The sequence below is a fragment of the Microbacterium sp. NPDC090003 genome (assembly GCF_044748385.1).
Taxonomy (GTDB): domain Bacteria; phylum Actinomycetota; class Actinomycetes; order Actinomycetales; family Microbacteriaceae; genus Microbacterium.
In genome coordinates this window covers 1,349,624-1,375,177 of the sequence record NZ_JBIVFW010000001.1, presented here as the reverse complement: position 1 = coordinate 1,375,177, position 25,554 = coordinate 1,349,624, and the positions used below count along the sequence as shown (strand labels likewise).

Annotated in this window: 27 protein-coding genes; 15 read left to right on the top strand and 12 right to left on the bottom strand. The window is 69.5% G+C overall.

The window, feature by feature from the left end; genetic code table 11:
* Window positions 1-16: 16 nt before the first annotated feature.
* Together ACIPVN_RS06685 and ACIPVN_RS06680 are read right to left on the bottom strand one after the other, a co-directional pair.
* The gene (locus ACIPVN_RS06685) at window positions 17-283 is read right to left on the bottom strand and encodes a glutaredoxin family protein (protein WP_400441116.1); all 267 of its coding nucleotides are present in this window, start codon (window positions 281-283) and stop codon (window positions 17-19) included.
* Window positions 284-369: 86 nt separating this feature from the next.
* Window positions 370-1,380 (bottom strand): FUSC family protein, encoded by a 1,011-nt coding sequence (locus tag ACIPVN_RS06680; RefSeq protein ID WP_400441113.1) that lies wholly within the window; start codon window positions 1,378-1,380, stop codon window positions 370-372.
* 48 nt (window positions 1,381-1,428) lie between these two features.
* On the opposite strand from ACIPVN_RS06680, the gene ACIPVN_RS06675 reads away from it, so the two are divergent.
* Window positions 1,429-2,775 (top strand): M20/M25/M40 family metallo-hydrolase, encoded by a 1,347-nt coding sequence (locus ACIPVN_RS06675; RefSeq protein ID WP_400441110.1) that lies wholly within the window; start codon window positions 1,429-1,431, stop codon window positions 2,773-2,775.
* Between the two features lie 52 nt (window positions 2,776-2,827).
* Entirely contained in the window at window positions 2,828-4,291 is a 1,464-nt protein-coding gene (locus ACIPVN_RS06670; RefSeq protein ID WP_400441107.1) for an MFS transporter, read from the top strand.
* A 16-nt stretch (window positions 4,292-4,307) separates the two neighbouring features.
* Here ACIPVN_RS06670 and ACIPVN_RS06665 read toward each other — a convergent pair whose 3' ends face one another.
* The 5 genes from ACIPVN_RS06665 to ACIPVN_RS06645 all read right to left on the bottom strand — a co-directional run bounded on the left by ACIPVN_RS06665 (window position 4,308) and on the right by ACIPVN_RS06645 (window position 7,115).
* Window positions 4,308-4,574, bottom strand: coding sequence for a hypothetical protein (locus ACIPVN_RS06665; protein ID WP_400441104.1), 267 nt, complete (start codon window positions 4,572-4,574; stop codon window positions 4,308-4,310).
* A 195-nt stretch (window positions 4,575-4,769) separates the two neighbouring features.
* Complete coding sequence (locus ACIPVN_RS06660) at window positions 4,770-5,174, bottom strand: VOC family protein (RefSeq protein ID WP_400441101.1); 405 nt, start codon at window positions 5,172-5,174, stop codon at window positions 4,770-4,772.
* A complete protein-coding gene (locus ACIPVN_RS06655; protein ID WP_400441098.1) occupies window positions 5,174-5,383 on the bottom strand; it encodes a hypothetical protein in 210 nt (69 codons plus the stop codon). Before ACIPVN_RS06655 ends, ACIPVN_RS06660 begins: the two co-directional genes overlap by 1 nt.
* Before the next feature lie 15 nt (window positions 5,384-5,398).
* On the bottom strand, window positions 5,399-6,352 hold the full coding sequence (locus ACIPVN_RS06650; protein WP_400443329.1) for a DNA-3-methyladenine glycosylase family protein: 954 nt from the start codon (window positions 6,350-6,352) through the stop codon (window positions 5,399-5,401).
* A gap of 52 nt (window positions 6,353-6,404) precedes the next feature.
* Window positions 6,405-7,115, bottom strand: coding sequence for a winged helix-turn-helix domain-containing protein (locus ACIPVN_RS06645; RefSeq protein WP_400441095.1), 711 nt, complete (start codon window positions 7,113-7,115; stop codon window positions 6,405-6,407).
* A 326-nt stretch (window positions 7,116-7,441) separates the two neighbouring features.
* Here ACIPVN_RS06645 and ACIPVN_RS06640 point away from each other — a divergent pair, with 326 nt between their 5' ends.
* The 4 genes from ACIPVN_RS06640 (at window position 7,442) to ACIPVN_RS06625 (ending at window position 12,792) form a co-directional block, all read left to right on the top strand.
* Window positions 7,442-7,750: a GNAT family N-acetyltransferase gene (locus ACIPVN_RS06640; protein ID WP_400441092.1), complete on the top strand. Its 309-nt coding sequence runs from the start codon at window positions 7,442-7,444 to the stop codon at window positions 7,748-7,750.
* A 52-nt stretch (window positions 7,751-7,802) separates the two neighbouring features.
* Window positions 7,803-8,267, top strand: a complete 465-nt coding sequence (locus ACIPVN_RS06635; protein WP_400441089.1) for a DIP1984 family protein — start codon at window positions 7,803-7,805, stop codon at window positions 8,265-8,267.
* A gap of 256 nt (window positions 8,268-8,523) precedes the next feature.
* On the top strand, window positions 8,524-9,693 hold the full coding sequence (locus ACIPVN_RS06630) for an exonuclease SbcCD subunit D (RefSeq protein ID WP_400441086.1): 1,170 nt from the start codon (window positions 8,524-8,526) through the stop codon (window positions 9,691-9,693).
* Entirely contained in the window at window positions 9,694-12,792 is a 3,099-nt protein-coding gene (locus ACIPVN_RS06625) for an AAA family ATPase (RefSeq protein ID WP_400441083.1), read from the top strand.
* A gap of 36 nt (window positions 12,793-12,828) precedes the next feature.
* Here ACIPVN_RS06625 and ACIPVN_RS06620 read toward each other — a convergent pair whose 3' ends face one another.
* On the bottom strand, window positions 12,829-13,386 hold the full coding sequence (locus ACIPVN_RS06620) for a nucleoside phosphorylase (protein WP_400441080.1): 558 nt from the start codon (window positions 13,384-13,386) through the stop codon (window positions 12,829-12,831).
* Between the two features lie 105 nt (window positions 13,387-13,491).
* On the opposite strand from ACIPVN_RS06620, the gene nadE reads away from it, so the two are divergent.
* The 3 genes from nadE to ACIPVN_RS06605 all read left to right on the top strand — a co-directional run bounded on the left by nadE (window position 13,492) and on the right by ACIPVN_RS06605 (window position 18,711).
* Window positions 13,492-14,310 (top strand): ammonia-dependent NAD(+) synthetase, encoded by an 819-nt coding sequence (nadE, locus tag ACIPVN_RS06615; protein WP_400441077.1) that lies wholly within the window; start codon window positions 13,492-13,494, stop codon window positions 14,308-14,310.
* A gap of 71 nt (window positions 14,311-14,381) precedes the next feature.
* Window positions 14,382-17,918, top strand: a complete 3,537-nt coding sequence (locus ACIPVN_RS06610) for a TM0106 family RecB-like putative nuclease (RefSeq protein WP_400441074.1) — start codon at window positions 14,382-14,384, stop codon at window positions 17,916-17,918.
* A 94-nt stretch (window positions 17,919-18,012) separates the two neighbouring features.
* Entirely contained in the window at window positions 18,013-18,711 is a 699-nt protein-coding gene (locus tag ACIPVN_RS06605) for a GNAT family N-acetyltransferase (RefSeq protein WP_400441071.1), read from the top strand.
* 15 nt (window positions 18,712-18,726) lie between these two features.
* Here ACIPVN_RS06605 and upp read toward each other — a convergent pair whose 3' ends face one another.
* Window positions 18,727-19,359, bottom strand: coding sequence for a uracil phosphoribosyltransferase (upp, locus tag ACIPVN_RS06600; protein WP_247623271.1), 633 nt, complete (start codon window positions 19,357-19,359; stop codon window positions 18,727-18,729).
* Window positions 19,360-19,451: 92 nt separating this feature from the next.
* Between upp and ACIPVN_RS06595 the strand changes: the two genes are divergently transcribed.
* A complete protein-coding gene (locus ACIPVN_RS06595; protein WP_400441068.1) occupies window positions 19,452-19,907 on the top strand; it encodes a nucleoside deaminase in 456 nt (151 codons plus the stop codon).
* Between the two features lie 78 nt (window positions 19,908-19,985).
* Here the strand turns inward: ACIPVN_RS06595 and ACIPVN_RS06590 are convergent, their stop codons facing one another.
* Window positions 19,986-20,957 (bottom strand): cation diffusion facilitator family transporter, encoded by a 972-nt coding sequence (locus ACIPVN_RS06590; RefSeq protein ID WP_400441065.1) that lies wholly within the window; start codon window positions 20,955-20,957, stop codon window positions 19,986-19,988.
* A gap of 60 nt (window positions 20,958-21,017) precedes the next feature.
* Here ACIPVN_RS06590 and proC point away from each other — a divergent pair, with 60 nt between their 5' ends.
* Both proC and ACIPVN_RS06580 read left to right on the top strand, forming a co-directional pair.
* Entirely contained in the window at window positions 21,018-21,857 is an 840-nt protein-coding gene (gene proC, locus ACIPVN_RS06585) for a pyrroline-5-carboxylate reductase (protein ID WP_400441062.1), read from the top strand.
* Window positions 21,858-21,859: 2 nt separating this feature from the next.
* Entirely contained in the window at window positions 21,860-22,147 is a 288-nt protein-coding gene (locus ACIPVN_RS06580) for a DUF1905 domain-containing protein (RefSeq protein ID WP_400441059.1), read from the top strand.
* Window positions 22,148-22,166: 19 nt separating this feature from the next.
* On the opposite strand, the gene ACIPVN_RS06575 is transcribed toward ACIPVN_RS06580, so the two are convergent.
* Window positions 22,167-22,838, bottom strand: a complete 672-nt coding sequence (locus ACIPVN_RS06575; protein ID WP_247623266.1) for a TrkA family potassium uptake protein — start codon at window positions 22,836-22,838, stop codon at window positions 22,167-22,169.
* A complete protein-coding gene (locus ACIPVN_RS06570; protein ID WP_400441055.1) occupies window positions 22,831-24,261 on the bottom strand; it encodes a TrkH family potassium uptake protein in 1,431 nt (476 codons plus the stop codon). The genes ACIPVN_RS06575 and ACIPVN_RS06570 overlap by 8 nt, the downstream gene beginning before the upstream one ends.
* A gap of 104 nt (window positions 24,262-24,365) precedes the next feature.
* On the opposite strand from ACIPVN_RS06570, the gene ACIPVN_RS06565 reads away from it, so the two are divergent.
* From ACIPVN_RS06565 to ACIPVN_RS06555, 3 genes are all read left to right on the top strand, one after another.
* On the top strand, window positions 24,366-24,782 hold the full coding sequence (locus ACIPVN_RS06565) for an ArsR/SmtB family transcription factor (RefSeq protein WP_400441052.1): 417 nt from the start codon (window positions 24,366-24,368) through the stop codon (window positions 24,780-24,782).
* A 278-nt stretch (window positions 24,783-25,060) separates the two neighbouring features.
* Window positions 25,061-25,252 carry a helix-turn-helix domain-containing protein gene (locus tag ACIPVN_RS06560; RefSeq protein ID WP_400441049.1) on the top strand — a complete coding sequence of 64 codons (192 nt, stop codon included), beginning with the start codon at window positions 25,061-25,063 and terminating at the stop codon, window positions 25,250-25,252.
* A 136-nt stretch (window positions 25,253-25,388) separates the two neighbouring features.
* The gene (locus ACIPVN_RS06555) at window positions 25,389-25,487 is read left to right on the top strand and encodes a 30S ribosomal protein bS22 (RefSeq protein WP_003792170.1); all 99 of its coding nucleotides are present in this window, start codon (window positions 25,389-25,391) and stop codon (window positions 25,485-25,487) included.
* Window positions 25,488-25,554 lie beyond the last annotated feature (67 nt).

Genomic DNA, 25,554 nt, shown 5'->3' with positions numbered 1-25,554 from the left:
GCGGGTGCATCCCGGTTCAGGAGGGGAGGGCGCGCACCGCGGCGGTGAGCACCTGCGGGACGGTCGGCACGCCCTCGGCGCGGAAGACCGTCTCGCCGTTCGCCGCACGGATGATGACCGTCGGGGTGAAGCGGATGTCGAGGGACTCGGCCGCGTCCGGATCGCGGGCCACGTCGATCTCGGTGACGGTCGCATCCGGCAGGAACCGCACGGCGTCGGCGAGGACCGCGCGAGTGCGTGCGCACGCGCCGCAGAACGCCGATGTCACGAGCGTCAGCTCCATGCGCGTCTCCTCTCGATGGAAGCGTCGACCGGTGCAACCGCGAGACGCGGGATCGTGTTCCCGATGCACGATCGGGAGTGCGCCCCTCACGAATCCCGCGACGCCGCCCGAGGATGCAGCACGCCCGAGGCGGCCCCGAGCACCGCTCCGACGATCGTGTCGACGATCCGCTCGCCCGCGACGTCGAGCGACCCGATGCTGCCGGTCGCTGCGCCCGTCAGCAGCAGCACGAGCGGGGTGATGAACACGAGGGCGAGGGCGTAGTGGCGCACGACGACGAGCTCGATCGCGAACTGCAGCAGCCCGAGCAGCAGGGCCAGCCAGATGCCGGCCGGGTGCAGGAGGGCGAGGAGGACGTAGAGGCCGGCGCCGACCACGGTGCCGAGCATCCGATGCAGTCCGCGCTGGAAGGCGGCGCGTCGTGCAGCGGCCACGCCGATCACGGCGACGGCCGACCCGACGATCCAGTAGGTGCGCTCGGGGTCGACGACGAGACCGAGCAGCACGCCGACGATCGAGACGACCGCCACGCGGATCAGGAGCATCCGCGAATCCGCGTTCCAGGCCGGTCCGGGCAGGAGCTCTCGCAGCGGACGCGCCCGGATCCGTCGGATGCGGGGGAGCGCAAGCGGCGCGAGGGCGACGAGGTACGAGAACACGCAACCGCCGGTGAGAGCAGCGAGATAGACGAGCGGCGGGATCACCCCGGAGGAGACGACGTGGGCGGACAGACCGTAGACCAGCACGAAGAACAGCGGGCCGGGAGGGCCGAGCCGGAAGCCGAATGCCAAAGCCGCGCTCACGGTCGCGACCACCACGACACCGATGCTCACGACGAGGGTGTCGCCCGCGACGAGGATGCCGAGGGCCGCGCTCAGCAGCAGCGAGACGGCGACGATCGGCAGCACGCGCGCACGATCGACGACCGCGGCGGAGCCCGCGTAGAGCACCGTGAAGGCACCGGAGGCGGCGATGTAGCCGAGCGGTGCCTGGCCGACGACGGTCAGCACGGCGATCGGTGCCGCGATGCAGATCGCGGCCTGGAGGGCGAGGGGCCAACGCGGTCCACGGGAGGGGGCGAAGGCGAAGAGGCTCACCCTTCCATTCTCCCCCTCGCTCCTGCGGAGCCGGACACGGTCGATACGATGGCGAACGTGACCCCCACCGTGCGCCCCGGCATCGACGAACGCCTCTCGCGGATGCTCAGGCTGCCGACCGTGTCGGCCGAGCTCGAAGAGCGCGGACGGGAGCCGTTCGACGCCTTCGTCGCCCTCATCGCCGAGTTGTACCCGTTGACGCACGAGAATCTCGCACTCGAGCGCCACACCGATTTCGGTCTGCTCTTCCACTGGCGCGGGCGGGCCGCGGCATCCGATGGGCCGGTCGTGCTGATGGCTCATTACGATGTCGTCCCGGTCGACGAGAGCGACGCCTGGACGCATCCTCCCTTCGCCGGCGTGATCGCCGATGGCGTCGTCTACGGGCGGGGCGCGCTCGACGACAAGGGGCCGCTGATCGTCGTGCTCGAAGCCGTCGAGAACCTGCTCGCCGACGGCTTCGTCCCCGCGCGCGATGTCTACCTGTCGTTCGGCGGCAACGAGGAGACGTACGGTCACGCGGCGCAGGAGATCGCCGGGGTCCTCCGCGACCGCGGCATCGTGCCGTGGCTCGTCGTCGACGAGGGCGGAGCGGTGGTCGACGCGCCCCTGCCGTTCGTGCCCGGGCGTGCGGCCATGATCGGCGTCGGTGAGAAGGGCGTGATGACCGTGCGGCTCTCGGCCCGTGGAGACGGCGGTCACGCCTCCGCCCCGCCGGCGCTCACGGCGGTGCGGCGCATCGCGCGCGCGGTCGATCGGCTGGGTCCGTCGACGTTCCGGCCGCGGGCGTCGGCGGCGATCCTCCGGATGCTGTCGCGCCTCGCCGATCAGACGCCCGGGGCGGCGCGTCACCTGCTCCGGCTGCTCGGCTCCGCGCCGCTGCTCACGGCGCGGGTCTTCGCCGCGCTCGGAGGAGAGCCCGCCGCGCTCGTGCGCACGACCGTCGCGCCCACGATGCAGTCCGGCGGGACCGCGGCGAACGTGCTCCCGTCGCAGGCGTCCGCCACCGTCAACCTGCGCATCGCGCTGGGTGAGACGACGCAGCAGACGGTTCTGCGCGTGCGTCGGCGCGTGCGTGACCCGCTGGTGAAGGTCGAGGTGATCGAGGCGAGCGAACCTTCCCCCGAGTCGTCGACCGAGAACGCACAGTTCGCGCTGCTCGCCGAGGCGCTCGAGGTCTCGCATCCGGGGGTGCCGGCCGTACCGTACGTGATGATGGCGGCGACGGATTCCCGGCACTTCCATCGCTTCTCCCCGGCGGTGTACCGCTTCGCTCCGCTCGAGATGTCGAACGCCCAGCGGGCGTCGATCCACGGGGTCGACGAGAACGTCGAGATCGCCGCGCTGGCGCGGGGAGAGCGGTTCCATCGCGCACTCCTCGAACGGCTAGTGTGATCTCAGTCGCCCCTCGATGGGTCCAGGGGCCCCACGAGAAGCAGGAGTCGCGATGACGCGCACGCGCACACTGGGCACCCTGGCCGCCGTCGTCGGCTATCTCGCGTTCGTCGAGTTCACCAGCGGCGTGCTGCAGGGGTACTACACCCCGATGCTCACCGACATCGCCCGGCACCTCGGCATCCACGACGCCGACGTGAACTGGCTCGAAGGCACGCAGCTCATGCTGTCGGCCCTGGTCGTGCCCGCCTTCGCGAAGCTCGGCGACATGGTCGGCCACAAGCGGATGCTGTTGATCTCGACGGCACTCACCGCGGCCGCGGCACTCGTGCTGCCGTTCACCGACTCGTTCGGGGTCTTTCTCGTCGCGTGGACGCTCATGGGCTTCTACGTCGTGTGGCTGCCCCTCGAGATCGCCCTCATCTGGTCGCGTTCGCGCCGGATGGAAGGTCGATCGACGATCACCGCGAAGGCGGCGGGGCTCCTCGTCGCCGCCCTCGAGGGTGGGGCGATCCTCGGGGCGCTCGCCGGAGGTGCGCTGGTCGACGTGCTGCCGCTGACGGTCGTGCTCCTCGTACCGGCGATTCTCATCGTCGTCTGCTTCTTCGTGATCCTGTTCGGGGTGAAGGAGTCGCCCGATCCCACGGGCGGTGCGTTCGACACGATCGGTCTCATCCTCATCTCGCTCGCCCTCGTGTGCTTCACCGGCGGGCTCAGCCTGCTGCGTCTCGAAGGAGGCCTCGTGAACCCGTGGTCGTGGGCAGTCGTGCTTCTCGGGGTCGTGCTGGTCGTTCCGTTCGTGCTCTGGGAGCTTCGCCGCGACGATCCGCTCATCGACGTGCGCATGTTCCGCTCCCCGGCCCTCGGCCCGGTGTTCCTCACCGCCGGGCTCTTCGGTGTGAGCGTGCTCGGAGCGCAGGCTCCGTTGTCGACCTTCGCGCGCACCGATCCGGCCGTGCACGGATACGGGCTGGGCACCTCGGGGTTCCAGACCTCGCTGATCATCGGGCTCTATCTCCTCTCGATGATCGCCGGCGCGCTCCTGTTCCCGCTGGTCGCGCGGCGCACCACGCCCCGCCTCACGCTGATGGGCGCGTCGTTCCTGGTCGGGATCGGGTTCCTGCTGTTCCTGCCGTTCCACGACACCTACGCGCAGGTCGTGGCGAACATGGTGATCGCCGGACTCGGGTCCGGTGCGCTCGTGGCGGCGCTTCCTGCGGCGGCGGCATCCGGTGCGCCCGCCACGCAGACCGGTGTGGCGACCGGCCTCACGAACTCGGTCAAGACCGTGGGTGGTGCGATCGCGTCGTGCGTGTTCGGCATCGCCCTGTTGAACGGTGTGGCGGAGTCGGCCGGTGCGGCGGCCGAGGGCACCGCAGGGTCGCTCGCCGGGTACTTCACCGTGTGGATCGTGTGCGGTGTCACGGCCCTGGTAGCGGCCGTCACTCTCGTCTTCGTGCCGAAGACGGCGTTCACGGATCGTCCCTCCGAGGTCGAGGTCTCGCCGGTCGTCTGACCCGGTGCGGGGCGGGTCAGTCGCGATCGAGGCCGAACGTGCGCTTCACGATCGCCTGCACGTCACGATCGAGCACGTCGATGCGCGTGTTCACCGCGTCGAACCGGGCGTTCATCTCGCTGCGCAGGCCGCCGATCTGACCGTTCATCTCGCTGCGCAGGCCGCCGATCTCCGCCCGGACCACCCGAATGAACAGCGTCGAGACGACCGTGAGCATACCGAACATCAGTGCCGTGAAGGCCCCGATCATGGCCCAGATCTGCGCGTCGTTCATGAATGCCATCCCCACATGCTCGCATCGTCTCGAGCAGTCTGCCAGCGCAGTGGGGGTGACATTTCCACGGGGACGTGACCCGAGGACAATCCACGAATCGCGCCCCCCTGTGCAGGAGACATCAGTTCTCCGCGACGTTCACGATCTGCCGCAGCGTATGCCGGATCTTCACGAGTTTCGTGGCATCCGCCTACGCGAGTGGTGTCACGCGTCGCGCGGCGGGTTGTGCATGAATTCGATGCGGATGCCGCCGTCGTCCTCGACGAAGGACGCGTAGTAACGCTCGGTGAACCGCGGGTACTCCTTGGGCTCGCGCACGGCTGTCCACCCGGCCGCGAGAGCGATGGCGTGCAGTCGTTCGACCTCGTCACGGGATCCGACGGCGAAGGCGAGATGCTGCCAGCCGACGCGTCCGTGACGGTGCGGTTCGGGGTCGTCGTCGCGGGGTGCCATGAGGATCACCTCGGTCTCATCGTCCTTGTTCCACGAGAGCGAGTGGTCGTCGCCGTACCCGCTCGCGAAGCCGAGCGCGGTGAGCACCGGACCGAACTGAGCGCGCCCGCGTTCGAGGTCGGCGACGGTGATGCCGAGGTGATCGAGGAGGGGCATCAGAGCTCGATTCCGTGGTCTTCGTCGTTGACGCCGGCGTTGTGCCCCCGCCGCGACTCGTAGCCGAGGAACCACCCGATCCAGACGATGGCGGCGAGCAGCACGCCGAGCCAGACGTTCTGGAAGATGAGGCCGATCACGACCCCCAGCACCAGCAAGCCGACGGTGACGATCAGACGGAGCACGAGTCGACGACGAGACGGGTTCATGGTCACAGCCTAGGGCTACCGGGCGCGGTGGTCTTCGGGTGCGAGGCGCGGTCCGCGGCGCGGCTCCTGCACGCCGCTCGCATGGATGAGGCGGAGCACCCGCTGCCGATGACCCGCCCACGGGGCGAGGAGTTCGAGCATGCCGTCGTCGTCCGCACGCGTACCGGTCAGTGCATAACCGACCTGATGGGCCAGGTGATAGTCGCCGACGCTCACGGCATCCGGATCGCCGAGGGCGCGGATGCGCGTCTCGGCCGAGGTCCAGAGTCCGATACCGGGCAGGCTGGTGAGCACCCGGTCGCGGTCGCCGCCGGTCTCGGTGGCGCGCATGGCGCGTTCGATGCTGTCACCGCGCTGGGCCGCGCGGACGATCGTCTTCGATTGGGGCGGCTCGACACCCGCGCGCTGCCATGTCCACGACGGGATACCGCGCCAGACGGAGTGCGGGGGAGCGGCGAACATCGCACGCGGCGTCGGCCCGGGTGCACGCTCGCCGAATCGGGAGACGAGGTACCGCCACGCGCCGAAGGCCTGCATGCCCGTGACCTTCTGCTCGATGATCGCGCACGCGAGTGCGTCGAAGACTTCGTCGGTGCGCGCCAACCTTATTCCGGGGTGGCGATGCGCGGAGGATGCGACCAGCGGATGCCCGGACGGGTCGAAGCCGGTGTCGTCGTCATCGGCGCCGCAGAGGCGCGGGACGCGCGACAGCGCCTCATCGGCCCCCGCCCCCCATGCGGTCGCCCGCACCTCGGAGCGGTCGGAGCGGAGCGCGAGCGTTGCGATACCGGCGGGGGTGCGCAGTGCACGCCAGATCACGCCGTCCTCGATGACCGTGGTGGGATCGGTGCGGCCGCGCCGCAGCATTCCGACCGTGCGGTGCAGATCGAGTGGATGCGTCGGGCGATAGACCGACTCGCGACGCTCGCCGAATGGCGCGGCGCTGGCCGCACCGGCATCCGCTGTCATCGTCATGCGTCCACCCTACGTCGGGCGTCCGACAGAGTGGCGGGCCTGCGGGTCAGAAGCGGTCGGGCGAGGGAGTGCCGTGTCCGTAGCGGATGACGACATCGGCGTGGCGATCGAAGCGGTAACCGATGCCGCGCACGGTGCGCACGATGTCCTCGTAGCGGCCGAGCTTGGCGCGCAGACGGCGCACGTGCACGTCGATCGTGCGCTCGCCCGGCGTCTCGTCGTCCTGCGCCTGCCACAGGGCCGACACCAGCTCCGAGCGCTCGATCGTGCGTCCCTCGCGGAGCACGAGGTACTGCAGCAGCTCGAACTCCTTGTAGGTGAAGGCGGCGGACTCGCCGTCGATGAGCACGCGCTTGCGCGAGATGTCGACGGTCACGCCGCCCTCTTCGTCGACGGCGTCTTCCTCGGCCGCGGCCTTGGTGCGGGCGATCGCACCCGGCTCATGCAGGGCGAGGCGCACCACGTCGAGGTCCTTGCCGCCGGAGCCGTGCGGGGCGAGGGCCACCGTGGCGTGCGTCTCGGCACCGGGGGCGAGTTCGGCGAGCGTGCGGCGGAGGGCGTCGACGAGCAGCGGAAGGCTCACGCCGGCCTCGGCGGCCTTGATCTCGTCGAGACCGACGTACAGGGCGAATCCGCGCGGCGAGCGTGCGGCGGGAAGGTCGGCGGCGGTGTTCAACGGCGCGTCCGCCTCGGTGCGTGCGGGAACGGTGCGCAGCGGGGCGGTGGCGGGACGCTCGAGAAGTGCGATGTTCGACATGATGATGAAGTCCTCAGGACGTGAGCCGACGGGCTCTGATGCGTTGCATGAATGACCGGGGCGAGCCGGGAAGCGAGCAAAGGGTGGATGCTCGGGGACCCCTGCCTCGGAGATCGCGAGGGACGGGGTCGGGCGGGTGGCTGTTCGTTCAGCTGCACATTCGGCAACACATGCCAACGCGACCGGGCATCATCATCCCGGCAGTCCCGTTCGCCTCCTGGGCGGACAAAGGGCGTGCGTTGGTGGTCATGGGGGGATTATGTCCGAAGATGTCTGCCCGTGTCAAAACGACGACACGATCGCGTGGCGGGCGTAACGTGGATGCGATGACGACATCGACGCTCGCCTCCGGCTTCATCCTCACCGACGAGAAAGACGCCTCCCGCTACACGCTGACCCGCGACGGCCAGCTCGTGAGCGTGCTCGACTACCGCGACGACGGAAGCACCATCGCTCTCACGCGCGCCTTCACGATCCCGACTTTCCGCGGCCACGGCTATGCCGGGACGGTCGTCGAGGGCGCCGTCGCCGAGATCGAGCAGCGCGGGGACCGCAAGGTCGACGCGGTCTGCTGGTACGTCGCCGACTGGTTCTCGGCGCACCCCGAGAAGGCATCGTTGCTGCGCTCACGGTGACGGCCTCGTCCGTGACGTTGTGTTACGACGTCGGTTTGGGAGGATGGGGCGTATGAAACTCGCCGAGGCACTCACCGCACGAGCCGATCTGCAGCGTCGGATCGAACAGCTTCGGGCGCGGATCACCGCGAACGCCCGTTTCCAGGAGGGGGAGGAACCCTCCGAGGACGCGAACGCACTGCTCGTCGATGCCGAAGCCGATCTCGCACGGCTGCGCGATCTGATCCGCCGGATCAACGCGACGAACGCGCGACTCGATCTGGGGGCCGACGGCACGATGACCGACGCACTCGCGACGCGCGACGTGTTGCGGCTCCGGCACTCGCTGCTGGCGGATGCCGCGGCATCCGCCTCGGGGAACACGCAGTTCCCGCGGCAGATGCGTTCGGAGTTGCGTCAGATCTCGGCGCTCCCCGTGGCGGAGCTGCGCGCGAACGCGGACCGGGTCGCGCAGGAGCTGCGCGAACTCGACAACCGGATCCAGCAGGCGAACTGGACGAACGATCTGGAGGAGTAGCGGAAGTCGGTAGTCACGACGAGGCGGGCACAACCCCCGCCGGGAGGGGCAAGTCCCGGCTCCTGTGGGCGGAGGGCAGCCCTGATCTCGCATCGCGCAGCCCCGCACGCCGCACAGGTGATCGCGCACCGCGCATCTCGCATCACCGCGTGCCGATCGTCGCGACGAGGGTGGGTCAGGGGACCTTCCGCTTCTCTCCTCCCGGTCGACGGCACGCCTCGGACGGAATGTCGGTGGCCCTTCGTACCGTGTGACTATGCGAATCCTGCACACCTCCGACTGGCACATCGGCCGCACCTTCCATGGCAACTCGACCATGGACGCGCTGGCCGAGGTGCTCGGAGCGCTCACGGAGCAGGTGCGAGAGCATGCTGTCGACGTCGTGGTCGTGGCGGGCGACGTCTTCGACTCGGCGACGCCGTCGGGTCCCGCCTACACCCTGCTCGGAGATGCGCTGGTGTCGCTGCACGAGACGGGCGCGAGTGTCGTCGTGACGAGCGGCAACCACGACTCGGCGGCCCGACTCGGCTTCCAGGCGCGACTGCTGCGTGAGGGGATCCACGTGCTCACCGATCCGCTGTCCATCGGCACGCCGGTGACCATTCACGACGGCGATGGCCCGGTGAACTTCTTCGGCATCCCGTACCTCGAGCCCGCGATCGTGCGCCAGCACTGGCCCGATGGCGATCTCGAGGGGCGCCCCCTGCGCACGCAGGCGCAGACGATGGCGCATGCCATGCATCTCGTCCGTGCGGGCATGGCACGTCACGACGGACGGTCGGTCGCGATCGCCCACTGCTTCGCCGCGGGAGTCGATGCGACGACCGGGCTCGAGCGGGAGGTGCGCCAGGGTGGACTCGACGTCGTGCCGCTCGAGGTGTTCGACGGCCCCGACTACGTCGCTCTCGGGCACATCCACGGTCGCAACCGCCTGAGCGACCGCGTGCGCTACGCGGGAGCGCCCCTGCACTACAGCTTCGGTGAACAGAGCAAGCCGCGCGGCTCCTGGCTCGTCGATCTCGACGAGAGCGGGCTCGCCGCCGTCGAGTGGCTCGACCTTCCGGTTCCGCGACGGCTCGTCACCCTGACGGGCACGCTCGACGAGATCCTCTCCGACGACAACGTCGCGGCTCACGCCGAGGACTGGGTATGTGCGACCTACACCGATGCACTGCCGCAGACCGAGCCGATGCGCCGGCTCCGTGAGCGCTTTCCGTTCTGCGCACTGGTGCAGCACGTGCCGGCGACGACGGTCGAGAGCGGTGAAGGGTCGTACGCGGCGCGTCTCCGCGAGGCCGTGAGCGACGACGAACGCATCGCCGCCTTCCTCGAGCACGTCCGCGAGGGCCATGGGCCGACGGCGCGTGAGATCGAGCTCATCCGTGAGGTGCTCGACGACCGGGTGCGCGCAGAGGCGCTCGTCTAGATGCGCCTTCACCGGCTGGAGGCCGAGGGATTCGGCCCGTTCCGCTCGCGCCAGGTCGTCGACTTCGACTCGTTCGCCGACGATGGCATCTTCTTGATCGCCGGTCGCACGGGAGCGGGTAAGTCGAGCATTCTCGACGCCGTGTGCTTCGGTCTCTACGGGGGAGTACCGCGGTACGAAGGCGGTGAGAAGCGGCTGCGCAGCGACTACTGCGAGCCCGATGACATCTCCGAGGTCTCGATCGAGTTCAGCACCCCGGCCGGTCGTTATCGGGTCACTCGCTCGCCCGAGTACATGCGCCCGGCCAAGCGCGGGGGAGGTCTGACCAAACAGGCGCCGGCGGTGGCTCTCGAGGAGCACACGGAATCGGGATGGATCGGGCGAGCGGCCCGTGCCGTCGATGTCGCGCACGAGCTCGACGAGATCCTCCAACTGAGTCGCGAGCAGTTCCTGCAGGTGATCCTCCTCGCCCAGAACCGCTTCTCGGAGTTCCTGCTCGCGAACAGCAAGGATCGCCAGGCACTCCTCCGCCGACTGTTCGGCACCGAGCGGTTCGACGACGTGCAGACGCGATTCGATGAGCGCCGTCGAGCGTCGGAGCGCGCACTCGACCGGCGCCTGGCGGCGATCGGTGCGCGGCTCGACGAGGCCGAGGCGCTCGTCTCTCGGGAGGCCCTGGGAGCGGACGAGCGTGCGCAGCCCGATGGCACCGCGGAGTCCGGTGCGACTGCGGTGCGGGATGAGACGGTGGCTTCCGAGGGCACCGGTGCTGCCGGACGCACGCCCGTGCCCGACCTCGCCGCGCAGTCGCGTGGTGTGCCCGCCTCCGACACGGGCGGACGTCTCCTCGATCTCCGCCGTGCCGAGGCGCGAGCCGCGTATCGCAGCGAGCGCCGCAGCGCCGAACGTGATGATGCCGAGCGGGCGCTCGCGGCGGCGGATGCCCGGCTCGCCGAGGTGCGTGAGGAGCGTGCGGCGCAGACCGAACGCGACCGTTCGCGTGCCGCGCTCGCGATGCTCGACGCCGAACAGCCGCAGATCGAGGTGGATCGGGCCGCGCTCGCGGCCGCGCGCAGCGCCGAGGCCCTCCGCGCGGTGATCGACGCCGCCGAACGGGCCGCACGCGCCGTCGAGTCCGCAGCGGAGTCGGTGCGGATCGCGGACGACAGGTGGCGCGCTGTCGATGCGGGTCTCGACGCCCCCACCGTCGACCTCCTGAACGACTGGGTGGCCGAGCGTCTGCGCGAGCGCGGCGCATGGGAGCAGGCCGCTCTGCTCGAGGAGAGTTCCGCTTCCCGCAATGCCGAGATCGAACGCGCGCGCGCCTCCGCGAGCGACGCCGCTGCACGCGTCGCCGAACTGGTCAGGGAGCAAAGCGACCTTCCCGCCGAGCTCGCCCGCGAAACCCACGCACGAGACGAAGCCAGGCGCGCGGCCGACCGCCTCGACGACCTCACCCGACGACGCGACCAGGCGATCGCCCGCGCGGAGGCCGTGCGTCGTTGCGAAGAGCTGCGGGAGGAGAGCGCCGCGGCCGAGCGGGTGCTCGCAGAGGCGACCGACGAGGTAGCGACGGCTCAGACCGCGCTCGCGCTCCTGCGTCGACGGCGTCTGGACGGTTTCGCGGGAGAACTCGCCTCGACTCTCACGGCGCACGAGCCCTGCCCCGTGTGCGGTTCGCGCGAGCATCCTGCGCCCGCCGTGCATGCCGACCCGGTGTCGGCAGAAGACGTCGAGGCCGCCGAGGCCGTGCGTGACCTGGCCGCTCGACGGGAACGTGCCGCCTCCGAACACCACGTGTCGCTCCGCGAGATGATCGCCGGTGTGGAGGCCGCCGCCGAGGGGCGGACCGCAGAGTCGGCGCTGGCCGAACTCGAGGCGCTCGAGGCCGAGCGGCGTTCCTCAGTCGATGCGCAGAGCGCTCTCGCCGCCCATGACGCCGCCATCGCAGCGATCGCCGCGCGAGCAGAGGCCCTCGATGATGAGCGGGCCGCCGCCGAGGCGGCGGTGGGGGCAGCGCGCGAGACGCTCGCGGCCCGGGAGCAGAGCGCCCGAGAAGCCGAGGCGCGCATCGTCGAGGCGCGAGGTGACCACCCCTCGGTCGCATCGCGCATCGCGATCCTCAGCGACGGAATCGCCGCCGCGACGGCGCTCGCCTCCGCGCTCCGCGACCGCGAACAGCGGGAGATCGCTCTCGTCGAGGCCGAGACGGCTCGACGGAGCGCCCTCGCCGACTCGCCCTTCGACACGATAGGCGATGCTCGTGCGGCTCTGCGCTCGCCGCGAGAATGCGACGCGCTCGAGGAGAGGATCACGCGTCACGCCGTGAGCCGCGAGAAGGAGAAGAGCATCCTGCTGCCGCTCGAGATGCGTGCGCTCCCCGATGAACCGATCGACGTCGCGCCGTTCGAAGCCTCCGCCGCCGACGCGCGGGCCGCGTGGATCACCGCGGTCTCCGACGCCGGAGTCGCCACGGGCGTGCTCGAACGGTTGACGTCGCTCATCGCGGCCGCCGCAGACGAGCACGCTCGCAGCGCCGAGGAGATGGCCGAGCACGCCGTTCTGCAGAACCTCGCCGACTCGATCGCCGGACGGGGCCCGAATACGCGGAAGATGACGCTCGAGACCTTCGTGCTCGCCGCCGAACTCGAAGAGATCGTCGAAGCCGCCAACCGTCGTCTGGGTGACATGTCCACCGGCCGCTACCAGCTCCGGCACTCCGACGCCCTCGCCGCACGCGGGGCGGCATCGGGTCTCGGCATCGTCGTCCACGACGCCTTCACGGGGCAGACGCGTCCTGCGCAATCGCTCTCCGGGGGCGAGACGTTCCTGAGTTCTCTCGCGCTCGCGCTCGGACTCGCGGAGGTGGTCACGGCCCGGGCAGGCGGCATCCGTCTCGACACGCTCTTCATCGACGAGGGCTTCGGGTCTCTCGACGCCGACACCCTCGATGTCGCGATGCGGACGCTCGATGAGCTGCGGCAGGGCGGGCGCACCGTCGGCGTGATCAGTCACGTCGAGGCGATGCAGGATCAGATCCCGGCGCAGCTCCGGGTTCGCGCGACGAGCGAGGGGCCCAGCGTCATCGAGACGCGCTGACGCGGCATCGGCTCACCTGCGCTGAAACGACATCGCTCAGACGCCGTACTCCTGCCGGATGACCTCGCGCAGCTGCACGCTGCACCGTGCGATCGCCGCCCGGAAGTCGACCAGCGCACCGTCCTCGGCGCGGTCCGAGATCGCGCGGAACGCCCGGACCGGCACCCCGAACTTCTCGGCGACCCAGATGTACGCGTAGGTCTCCATGTCGACGAGCCCGGCTCCCGACGGGCGGATGACCGCCGTGATGCCGGCATCGCCCACGAAACTGTCACCGGTCGCGATCAGCACACCCTCGCGACCCGTCGACACGCGCGCCGGGAGCGAGACGTGCTGGCCTGCGATGCCGTCGAGGTCGAACACATCGTGCTGCAGGGCGCTCCCGATCTCGTGGACGCCCGCGTCGAGATCCGGATCGATCCCGCCCGCCGTGCCGACCACGACGACCTCGTCGTACGGCTTCGCGTCGAGCGCCCGCGTGAGGGCGTACGTCGCCTGCATCTTGCCTTCGCCGGTGACGAGCTGATCGAATCCTTCGAGGTTCTCGGGAAAGGCGTCGAGTTCGGATGCCATGGCGGCGACGAGAAGTTTCACCTCGCCATCCTGCCAGGTGCCGGCGGGCGACGCGAAGCCCCGCGATGCGTCATCCCTCCGTAACAGGACCGGGAGATACTAAGAGCAGGAAGAGTGGAGGAACCCATGTCCCTGCAGAAGCAGATCTCCGATGCCCTCGGCGTCCGCGCCGAGATCGATCCCGAGTCCGAGATCGAACGGCGAGTGCAGTTCCTCGCCGACTACCTCCGTACCACCGGCGCCCGGGGCTACGTGCTCGGGATCTCGGGTGGTCAGGACTCGACGCTCGCCGGTCGCCTTGCACAGCTCGCGGTCGAGCGCGTGCGCGCCGAAGGTGGAGAGGCGCGTTTCCTGGCCGTGCGACTGCCGTACCGGGTGCAGCACGATGCAGCGGACGCCGAGGCGGCACTCGCGTTCATCGCCGCCGACAGCTCCGTCGAGGTCAACATCCAGAACGGCGTCGACGGCGTCGAAGAGGACATCGAGTTCGCCGTGACCAGCGACATCAGCGATTTCAACCGCGGCAACATCAAGGCCCGCGTGCGCATGGTCACGCAGTACGCGTTGGCCGGGCACGAGGGCGCCCTCGTCATCGGCACCGATCATGCCGCCGAGGCCGTCACCGGGTTCTACACGAAGTTCGGTGACGGGGCCGCCGACATCCTTCCGCTCTCCGGGCTCTCGAAGCGTCAGGGTCGCGCGCTGCTGCAGGTTCTCGGCGCGCCCGACCGGCTCGCGTTCAAGGTGCCGACGGCGGACCTGCTCGACGGCCAGCCCGGGCGCGCCGACGAGGACGAGCTCGGCCTCACCTACGAGCAGATCGACGACTTCCTCGAGGGGCGCCCGGTAGAGTCCGACGTCGCCGGCCGCATCGAGGCGCGGTACCTCGCGACCCAGCACAAGCGCAACCTCCCCGTGACGCCCGACGACACCTGGTGGCGCTGACCCCGGGTTCCCCGAGCGGCGGCGATGTCGGATGCCGCGGCTAGTGTCGAAGCACGACGAAATGGAGCATCGTGCGGATCGACACTCAGGCGCAGCGCGTCATCTGGAGCGCCAGCGACCTCAAGGCCGCAGCCGAATGCGAGTTCGCCTGGTGTCGTGCGATCGACGCCAAGTTGGGCCGGGTTCCTGCGGTCGACGAGCCCGATGACGCGACGCTCGCGCGTGCGGCCTTGCTCGGTGACGTCCACGAGCGGAACGTGCTCGCGCGGTACGTCGCCGAGCTCGGCGACGACGCGGTGCGGCAGATCGCGAAGGTGTTCTCGACGGATGCCGCGGCGCTGGGAGCGGCGGTCGAGGAGAGCCTGGCGGCACTGCGTTCGGATGCGGAGGTCGTCTTCCAGGCGGCGTTCGCCACCGAGGAGTTCGTGGGTTTCGCCGACTTCCTGCGTCGCGATGCCGACGGCCGCTGGCGGGTGCAGGACTCGAAACTCGCACGCAAGGCGCGCGTCACCGCGTTGATGCAGCTCGCGGCATATGTCGATCAACTGGATCGCCTGGGAGTGCCGCGCGCCGACGAGGTCGATCTCATCCTGGGAGACGGCACAGTGAGCACGCACGCCGTCGACGACCTGCTCCCGCTCTTCCAGGTGCGTCGCGCCCGCCTTCGCGCACTGATCTCCGATCGGCGCATCGAGGCGGGATCACAGGGCGAGCCGCTCGCCTGGGGCGATGACCGGGGTGATCTGCAGGTCGTCGCCTGCGGTCGCTGCGCGACGTGCGAGGAACAGGTCCTCGCACACCGCGACCTGTTGATGGTCGCGCGCATGCGTCCTGTGCAGCGCGCCCGACTTCGCGCGGCGGGTATCGAGACGATCGACGAGCTCGCCGCCGCGCGCACGGCGCCGGTGGGTATGAACGCCGACACCTTCGACGGGCTCCGAGCGCAGGCGGCTCTGCAGCTCCGTGCCGATGCGAGCGGTATCCCGACATTCGATGTGCACTACGCGCCGGCGATCCACACGCTCCCGGTGCCGAGCCACGGCGACATCTTCTTCGACTTCGAAGGCGACCCGCTCTACACGGAGCCGGCGCCGGTCGGGGAGTCGCACTGGGGGATCGACTATCTCTTCGGCTGGGTCGACAACGCCGACCAGTACACGGCCATCTGGGCGCACACGTTCGCCGAGGAGCGCCGGGCATTCGAGACGTTCCTCGACTTCGTCGCGGTGCGCCGGGCGGCCCACCCCGGAATGCACATCTACCACTACGCACCCTACGAGACCTCGCATCTGGTGGCGATGGCGGCGCGACACGGAGTGCGCGAGGGAGAGGTCGATCGACTGCTCCGCGAGGGCGTCTTCGTCGACCTCTACCCCCTGGTGCTGCGCACGGTGCGCGTCGGTTCGCGTTCGTACTCGATCAAGAAGCTCGAGCCCCTCTACATGGGCGACGACGTGCGCACGAGCGACGTGCAGAAGGGCGACGACTCGATCGTGCAGTACGTCGCCGCGCGTGAGCTCGCGGCCGCGGGCGAGCAGAGCGATGCCGACGCGGTGCTCGCCGATCTCGCGGACTACAACCGCTACGACTGCGTGTCGACGCGCCGTCTGCGCAACTGGCTGATCGAGATCGCGCGGCAGAAGGGCGTCAGCCCCGCCCCTCCCGACGCCGCCGACCAGGTGATCTACGAGCCCTCTCCGCGGTCGGTGGCGCTCCTCGCTGATGCCGAGCGCGCCGTCGACGCGGTCCAGGACGGCCAGGTCCACCGCATCGCCGCAGCGGCGATCGACTACTTCCCGCGCGAGGCCAAGAGCTTCTGGGTCTCGCACTTCCAGCGGCTCCGCGAGCCCGTCACGATGTGGGAGGGCACGCGCGACGTGGTGCGCGTCGATGCGGGCTCCTCGGTCGTGCGCCGCGAGTGGAGCATCGGCGAGGGGCGTCGGGTGATGTCCCGCGACATCGAGATCCGCGGTGAGGTCTCGCCCGGAACGACGCTGGGCGCGGGATCGCAGCCGTTCGCGTTGTACGAGGCGCCGGCTCCGTTCGATGTCGACACCCCCTCACGCGCCGTGCACGTGCCGCACGTCGTGACGGTCACCGAGCTTCTCGACGACGGATTCCTGGTCACCGAGACGGCGATCCAGGGGCAGACCTGGGACGAGCTGCCCCTCGCCCTCACACCCGCCGCACCGCCGCGGGTCGTCTCCCTGCAGGGAGCGATCGACGAATGGGCCGACGCCGTGCACGCCGCAGCCCCGGGATTTCCGGAGGATCCGGCGACCGACATCCTGCGTCGGATCCCACCGCGCACGCGTTCGGGCGACCCGCTTCCCATGGTGGATGCCGCTCCCGGCGACGCTGTCCACGGCGATGCCGTGGGTGCAGGGGACCCGATCGACGCCATCGTCCGTGGCGTGCTCGACCTCGACCGCAGCTATCTCGCGGTGCAGGGACCTCCCGGAACGGGCAAGACCTACACGGGGTCACGCGTGATCGCGCGGCTCGTGAACGAGCACGGATTCAAGATCGGGGTCGTCGCGCAGTCCCACGCCATCATCGAGACGCTGCTCGCCCGCGTCGTGGCCGACGGAGTGGCACCCGCGCAGGTTGCGAAGGCACCGAAGGACCCCGATTCCGACCCCGCGTACACGGTGATTCCGAAGAGCGGTATGGCGGCCTTCCTCGCCGAGCACCCCGATGACGGCGTCGTCGTCGGGGGCACCGCCTGGGACTTCAGCAACACCGCCCGCGTCGACCGCGGCGGTCTCGATCTGCTCGTGATCGACGAGGCGGGACAGTTCTCGCTCGCCTCGACCATCGCGGTGGCGGCCGGAGCGAAGCGCCTGCTGCTCCTCGGCGACCCGCAGCAACTGCCGCAGGTCAGCCAGGGTGCGCACCCCGAACCCGTCGATACCTCGGCACTGGGATGGGTGATGGACGGCGACGCGGTCGTGCGACCCGAGTACGGTTACTTCCTCGCCCACTCCTGGCGCATGCATCCCTTCGTCGCCGCGCCGGTATCGAAGCTCGCCTACGCCGGCAAGCTCGCCTCCGCACCGGGAACCGAGAAGCGATCCGTCCACGGCATCGACCCCGGGCTCCACGTCGTGCCGCTGAGACATCGCGGCAACGCGACGCAGTCGCCCGAGGAGGCCGCGGAAGTCGTGCGGATCGTGCGCGATCTCGTCGGGCGTGCGTTCACCGACAGCACCGGCAGCGCCGGCAGCACAGGCGTCGACGACGCGACGACCCGCCCGCTCGCCCCGGCCGACATCATCGTCATCACGCCCTACAACGCGCAGCGCCAGCTCGTGCACGAGGCGCTCTCGGCCGCGGGCTTCGGCGATGTCCCGGTCGGAACCGTCGACAACTTCCAGGGCAAGGAAGCGGTGGTCTCGATCACCTCCCTCGCCGCCTCCAGCGGGCGCGATGCCCCGCGAGGTCCGGAGTTCCTGCTTCTGCAGAACCGACTGAACGTCGCGATCTCCCGCGCGCAGTGCGTGGCCTACCTGATCCACTCGCCCGCGCTGCTGGACGATCTTCCCCACACGCCCGAGGGAGTGGCGCGGCTCAGCGCGTTCGCCCGTCTCGTGGGCGCGGCGGACTGACCGAGGCGGACCGATGCACACCCGAGACGAGATTCTCCGAGCCGCCGCGGAGTGGGCGTGGTTTCCGCGAGGATCCGAGAGTGAGAATGCGGAGTTGCTCCTGGTCCGCTACCCACCGCGCTTCGGCGGGGGAGTGCGCGGATCCCAGGTGCGCTCCTCCGGGCATGCCGACGAGGTTCTCGACCATGCGATCTCCCGCACGGTGCGCTGGGGCGAAGACACCCTGACGTTCTGGACCAACCCCTCGGACGCGCCCGACCTGGAGGACGAGCTCCGTCGGCGGGGAGCCCGACACATCGACACCGTCGCGGTGTTCGCACGACCGATCGACGGCGAGGCCGCGGCCACAGCTCCTCCGCCGAACGGGGCGATCGCCGAACTGGTCACCGATCTCGACCAGATCCGAGCGGTCGACGCCATCAACGTCGCGGTGTGGGAGCAGCTCGCCCTCGACGGCGACGGCCTCCGTGCCGAGTTCGACGAGCTCACCGCGTCGCTGGTTTCGCGCACGCACGGACGTGTGCTCGCGCGCCTCGATGGGCAGCCGGTGAGCACGGGAGGCTGGACACTCGCCGACGGCTTCGCGCGTCTCTGGGGTGCGGCGACTCTCGAAGAGCATCGCGGACGCGGCGCCTACCGCGCGGTCCTGGCCGAGCGCCTCCGGATCGCGGCGCAATGGGGCGCGACGACGGCTCTGGTGAAGGGGCGCGTCTCGACCTCTGCACCGATCCTCGCGCGCGCCGGCTTCGAGCACTACGGGGATGAGCGCGCGTACCGCCTCATCGTGGGCTGAACAGCCTCCGCAGGCTCAGACCGTGCCGTAGAGACGGTCGCCCGCGTCGCCGAGACCGGGCACGATGTAGCCCTTCTCGTTGAGTCGCTCGTCGAGCGCACCCAGCACGAGCGTCACGTCGCGGTCACCCACGAGTGCCTCGATAGCTGCGACGCCTTCGGGCGTGCCGAGGAGGCAGATCGCCGTGACGTCCTTCGCCCCGCGATCGAACAGGAACTGGATGGCCGCGGCGAGCGAGCCGCCCGTCGCGAGCATCGGGTCGATGGCGAAGCACTGTCGGTCGCTCAGGTCGTCCGGAAGGCGCTCGGCGTACGTCGTCGGCTCGAAGGTCTCTTCGTCGCGCACCATGCCCAGGAACCCGACCTCGGCGGTCGGCAGCAGCTTGACCAGACCCTCGAGCATGCCGAGGCCGGCGCGCAGGATCGGCACGACGATCGGGCGGGGCTCCGAGATCTTCACGCCCATCGTCGTCGTGACGGGGGTCGTGATCTCGATCGGAGAGACCTTGACGTTACGGGTCGCCTCGTACGCGAGGAGCGTCACGAGCTCCTCCGTCAGCTGGCGGAACACCGGCGACGGGGTACGCGCATCGCGCAGCACCGAGAGCTTGTGGGTGACGAGAGGGTGGTCGGCGACGTGAACACGCATGGAATACAGGCTAATGCGCCGAGCGGTCGGGCACGACATCGGATGCGCCGCGCGCGGCGGACGCCGGGGGGGCACTGTCGTAGGCTCGTCGCATGACCGCCGCCGACCTGCCCGCGATGGGCCGCGCGCTCGCGCTCGCCGCGCAGGCGAGCGCCGCGGACGAGATCCCGGTGGGCGCCGTGGTCATCGACTCCAGCGGTCGCATCATCGCCGAGGGCCGTAACACCCGCGAGGAGACACACGATCCCACGGGGCACGCCGAGGTCGAGGCGCTGCGCCGGGCCGCGGCATCCGTCGGCTCCTGGAATCTCGAGGGGCATACCCTCGTCGTCACGCTCGAGCCGTGCCTCATGTGCGCAGGGGCGATCCTGCAGGCGCGCATCGGCCGGGTCGTCTTCGGCGCGTGGGACGACAAAGCGGGAGCCGCGGGGTCGATGTACGACGTGCTGCGCGATCGCCGCCTGCCCTACCGGGCCGAGGTCATCGGGGGAATAGAAGCGGATGCCGCTACCGCTCTGCTCCGCGATTTCTTCGCTCGCAAGCGCTGAGTCTCCGCGACCCTCGTCCGGTCGGCGAGACACCCGATCGACCGTGACGCACCACGTCTCGCGTGCACAGGGCCGGGCTCAGTCCGAGGACTTGAGCACGAACGCGTCGGTCGGGGGCTCCGGGTCGAGGGCGGGCCGGTACACGTCCGGCTCGATGTAGATCACGCGTGCGGCGGGCACGGCCTCGCGGATGCGCGCCTCGATCTCATCGATGTCGTCGGCGGCCTCGCGCACCGACTTGTCGGCGGTCAGCGCGATCTTCGCCGCGACCATGAGCTCATCGGGGCCGAGGTAGAGCGTCTTGATGTGGATGAGCTTCTCGACCTCGTCGCCGGCGGCGATCGCGTCGACGATGCGGTCGAGGTCGGCAGTGGTCGCGCCCTCACCGACGAGCAGGCTCTTGGTCTCGATGCCCAGCACGATCGCGATGAGCACGAGCAGCACACCGATCATGAGCGTGCCGATCGCGTCGAACACCGAATCGCCGGTGATGACGGTGAGCCCGACGCCGAGCAGCGCGAAGCTCAGGCCCGCCAGCGCGCCGGTGTCCTCGAGCAGCACCACCGGCAGCTCGGGTGCCTTGGAGCGGCGCACGAACGACACCCAGGACTGCCCCTTCTCGCGCACGAGGTTGCTCTCCTTGATCGCGGTGCGCAGCGAGAAACTCTCGAGTCCGATCGCGATCACGAGCACGACGATCGGCAGCCACCACCACACGGGGTCCAGCTCGTGCGGGTGCGTGAGCTTGTCGATGCCCTCGTAGATGGCGAACAGGCCGCCGAGAGAGAACAGGATGATCGACACGACGAATGCCGAGACGTACCGCTCGCGGCCATAGCCGAAGGGGTGCGCGCGGTCGGCTTCTCGGCGCGACTTCCGCCCGCCGAGCAGGAGCAAGAGCTGGTTGCCGGAGTCGGCGATCGAGTGCACGGCCTCGGCGAGCATCGACGCGGACCCCGAGAGCAGCCACGCGATGAGCTTCGCGAGCGCAATGCCCATGTTCGCCAGGAACGCTGCGATGATCGCCTTGCCGCCGCCGGATGCACTCATGCGTCGAGTCTAGATCGCCCCCTCGGGAGATCGCAGGTACGCCCGCCGTAGGATGACGACATGGCTGACTCTCTCCCCGCTCTCGCGTTCATCGGTGCCGGTTCGATGGGAGGGGCGATCCTGCGCGGAGTGGTCGCGTCGGGTGTCGCTGTCGATGGGCGCATCACTGCCACGAATCGCTCACGGGTGAGCGCCGCCGACCTCGCCGATCTTCCCGGCGTCACGTCCATCGCCCTCGAAGAGAGCCCCGACGGCAACCGCGAAGCTCTCGCTTCGGCCCGGATCGTGCTGGTCGGTGTGAAGCCGGGGATGGTGCCGGATCTGCTCCGCGAGATCGCCCCGTACCTCGCCCCGGACGCCATCGTGGTGAGCCTCGCCGCCGGTATCACGCTGGCCACGTTCGCAGACGCACTGGGCGCCGACGCCCACGTCATCCGCTCGATGCCCAACACCCCGGCGACGGTCGGCAAGGCGGTCACCGGTCTCGCCGCAGGCGCCGCATCGACGGCCGACGACATGGCGCTCGTGCGCCGCCTCTTCGAGACGGTCGGCGCGGTGATCGAGGTGCCGGAGTCGCAGATCGACGCGCTCTCGACGATCTCGGGTTCGGGTCCCGCCTACGTCTTCCTGCTCATCGAGGAGTGGACGAAGGTCGGCGTCGGCCTCGGGTTCAGCGAGGCCGACGCCCGCCTGATGGCGGAGCAGACCTTCATCGGCTCGACGGCGCTGCTCGAGGCATCGGGGCAGACCCCGGCCGAGATGCGCCGACGGGTCACGAGCCCGAAGGGCACCACCGAGCGAGCGATCGCGGTGCTGCAGGACGCGCACCTCGAGAAGACGTTCGCGGATGCTTCGGCCGCCGCACTCGCGCGCGCTCGGGAGCTCGCCGCCGGGGCCTGAGCATGCGGCTGCGATTCTCGGGTGAGATCTGGTTCTGGCGCGGACCCGCGCCGTTCCACTTCGTCACCGTGCCCGAGCTCGAGGCCGCGATGATCGGTGACGTCGCCGCGATGGTCACCTACGGGTGGGGCATGATCCCGGCATCCGTCACGATCGGCGGAACCCGCGTGACGACGTCGCTCTGGCCGAAGGACGGCGGCTACATCGTCCCGATCAAGAAGGCTCTGCAGAACGGCGAAGACATCGGCATCGACGACGTCGTCGACATCACGCTCGACATCGACGCCTGAGGACCGGCCGGCGGACCGTTCAGCGGTCGAGGGCGGCGAAGCGCTCGATGTCGCTGTTGGTTCCCGAGACGATGATCAGGTCGTGATTCGTGACGATCGTGTTCGCCTCGGCGTAGCGGAACGGCTTTCCGGGGCTTTTCACGCCCACCACGGTCACGCGGTACTTCGTGCGCACGCCGGACTCGTTCAGGCCGATGCCGCGGATGAACTTGGGCGGGTACATCTTGGCCAACACGAAATCGTCGTCGAAGCGGATGAAGTCGAGCATCCGTCCGCTGACCAGGTGCGCGACCCGCTCACCGGCTTCGCGCTCGGGGTAGATGACATGGTTCGCACCCACGCGGGCGAGGATCTTGCCGTGGGACTGCGAGACCGCCTTCGCCCAGATCTGCGGGACCTTGAGATCGACGAGGTTGGCCGTGATCAGCACGGATGCCTCGATCGACGAGCCGACCGCCACCACGGCGACCTGGAAATCCTGCGCACCGATCTGACGCAGAGCATCGATGTTCTTCGCGTCGGCCTGCACGGTGTGCGTGACGCGGTCGGACCATTTCTGCACGAGCTCGAGGTTGCCGTCGATCGCCAGCACCTCGCGGTCGAGGCGGTCGAGTTCGCCCGCGCAGGCGGCGCCGAACCGGCCGAGACCGATGACGAGGACGGGAGCGTCGCCCCGGAGGACTTCAACCAACGATCGGCCTTTCCACGGGCAGCGAGTAATACTGCGATCGCGACGTCGCGGCGACTGCCGCGGCGAGAGTCACTGTACCAATGCGCCCCATGAAGATGGTGGCGGCGAGCACGTACGAGCCGGCGTCCGGCAGTTCGGCGGTGAGGCCCGTCGAGAGTCCGACGGTGGCGAACGCCGAGATCACGTCGAACAGCACATGGCTGATGTCGGCCTTCGTGATCTGGGCGATGACGATCGTCGACAGCGCGACGATCGTGGCTCCCCAGGCGACGACGCTGAGCGCGACGCGCTGCACGTCGCTGGGGATGCGTCGGCCGAACACCTCGACCGACTGACGTCCCTTGGCCTCGGACCAGACCGCGATCGCGAGGACCGCGAGAGTGGTGACCTTGATCCCACCGGCGGTCGACGCCGACCCTCCACCGACGAACATGAGCATGCTCGCGGCGACGAGCGACGAGCCGTTGAGGTCGGCCATGTCGATCACGTTGAATCCGCCCGAGCGGGTCATCGCCGACAGGAAGAATGCCTGGAATGTGGTGTCGGCGGCATCCATCGACCCGAAGGTCTTCGGGTTCTCGTATTCGAGGATGAGGAAGACGGCTGCACCGAGGACGAAGAGCAGCACGGTGGTCACGAGTGTGAGCTTGGTGTGCAGCGACCAGCGCTTGACGTGCCAGACGTGCTTGGCCAGCGAGTAGATCACGGGGAACCCGATGCTGCCGAGGAAGACGCCGACCATCAGCAGGGAGAGCACGAGGTAATCGTCGGCGAACACCGCGACGCCGCCGTCGTTCGGGGCGAAGCCCGTGTTCGTGAACGCCATCGCGGCGAAGTAGGGGGCCTCCCAGAGCGCGGCGATCGGTCTCACCCCGGCCATCACCAGCCCGGGGTAGAGCAGCACGGCGAGTGCCGCCTCGATGATGAGGGCTGAGAAGGCGACCGTGCGCAGCAACTGGCCGACCTCGCCGAGGCGGACCGTCTGGCTCTCGTTCACGACGCCGCCATGCGCGCGCATCGGGTTGGTGTCGCCCGCGGCGAGGAGCTTGGCGCGCAGCCCCAGGCGCTTCGAGATCACCATGCCCATGAGCGAGGCGAGGGTCAGAACCCCGAGGCCGCCGATGTTGACGCCGATGAAGATGAGCACGTGCCCGAACGGCGACCAGTGGTTCGCCATGTCGACGGTCGCGAGTCCGGTGACGCAGATGGTCGAGACGGCCGTGAACAGTGCGTCGCTGAGCGGGGTGACGGTGCGATCGGCGGCAGCGATCGGCAACGAGAGGAGCGCCGTGAAGACGAGGATCAGCAGGGCGAAGACGACGATCGCGAGACGCGAGGGGGAGGAGGTGACGATGTGGCGGCCGTGGGCGGCGAGATTGCGCAGGCGTTGCTGGGGGGACGACGCAGACACGATGCCCGACATCGCGTCCCCTTTCGTCTGCCTCCGCCGTGGATCGGCGCCGACCCAGCGCCTGCGGCCGAGCCCTCGTCATGGTACTCCGTGCCGGGGACGACTACCCTGAACTCATGACCGACATCTTCGACGTGATCGCAGACGGTACGAGGCGAGACATCCTCCAGCTCCTCCTGCGGCGCACCACCGAAGGAGAAGCGGGCACGAGCGTCAGCCAGATCGTCGCCGACCTCGGCATCAGTCAGCCCACGGTGTCGAAGCACCTCAAGGTGCTCCGCGACGCCGAGCTGGTCACCGTGCGCGAAGACGGTCAGCGTCGGTTCTACAGCCTCGCGGTGGAACCGCTCGAGGTCGTGGACGATTGGTTGGTGCCCTTCCTCGTCGACGCCTACGGCGACGACGCCCCCGACGTCGCTTACCCGGGAGCCCCGATCCCCGAGAGCGCCGCGCATGCGGCCGAGGTGGTCGGGCGTGCCGCGGCATCCGCGAAGCACGTGGTGGCCACCGCCCTCAAGCGTCTCGGCGCCTGACGGCGACGCACCGCTCCGGACGCAGTTCGCCCCCGACGACCGGGGGGCTGTCGTCGGGGGCGATGCCGCGGGCCCCAGCCCGCGTTCCCCGGGGCGGTGCCGGCCCCGGTGGAGGTTCGAGTTTGACACTTCCGGCTGAGTGAACCTCGGAGAGACGCTATGCCTCGGCTGGGACGAGCGATGATGCCGCGAGTCCCACTGTTCACACCGGCCCCAAGGGTTTACACGCGTCACTGGCAACCCATAGAGTGTGCTCATTCGAGAAAGGGGTATGTGGGATGCCCGAAGTTCCTGTCGTCCGGTTCCTCACTGTTGCCGAGGTGGCCGGGATCATGCGCGTGTCGAAGATGACCGTCTATCGGCTCGTGCACTCCGGCGACCTGCCGGCCATCCGTTTCGGACGCAGCTACCGCGTGCCGGAGTCCGCCGTGGCGGACGCACTCCAGCGCCCGATCGCCGACGTCGGCTGACCGTGCGGACGCCCTCGACGTCGGTGTGACGGGGCAGGGTCCACGGTTTGCTAGACTGATCCGAGGCATTTTTCCGTGCCCGTACCCGGGCGTCCGATCATCGCGACGCCCAACCCCCTGACTTAGTGAGGTTTCCGTGGGTTCTGTCATCAAGAAGCGCCGCAAGCGCATGGCGAAGAAGAAGCACCGCAAGCTGCTTCGCAAGACTCGCCACCAGCGTCGCAACAAGAAGTAAGCGGCCAAGACACGAGCGCCCCCGACAGCTCCTCGGAGCATGTCGAATGGGGGCGCTTTGTGTCTCT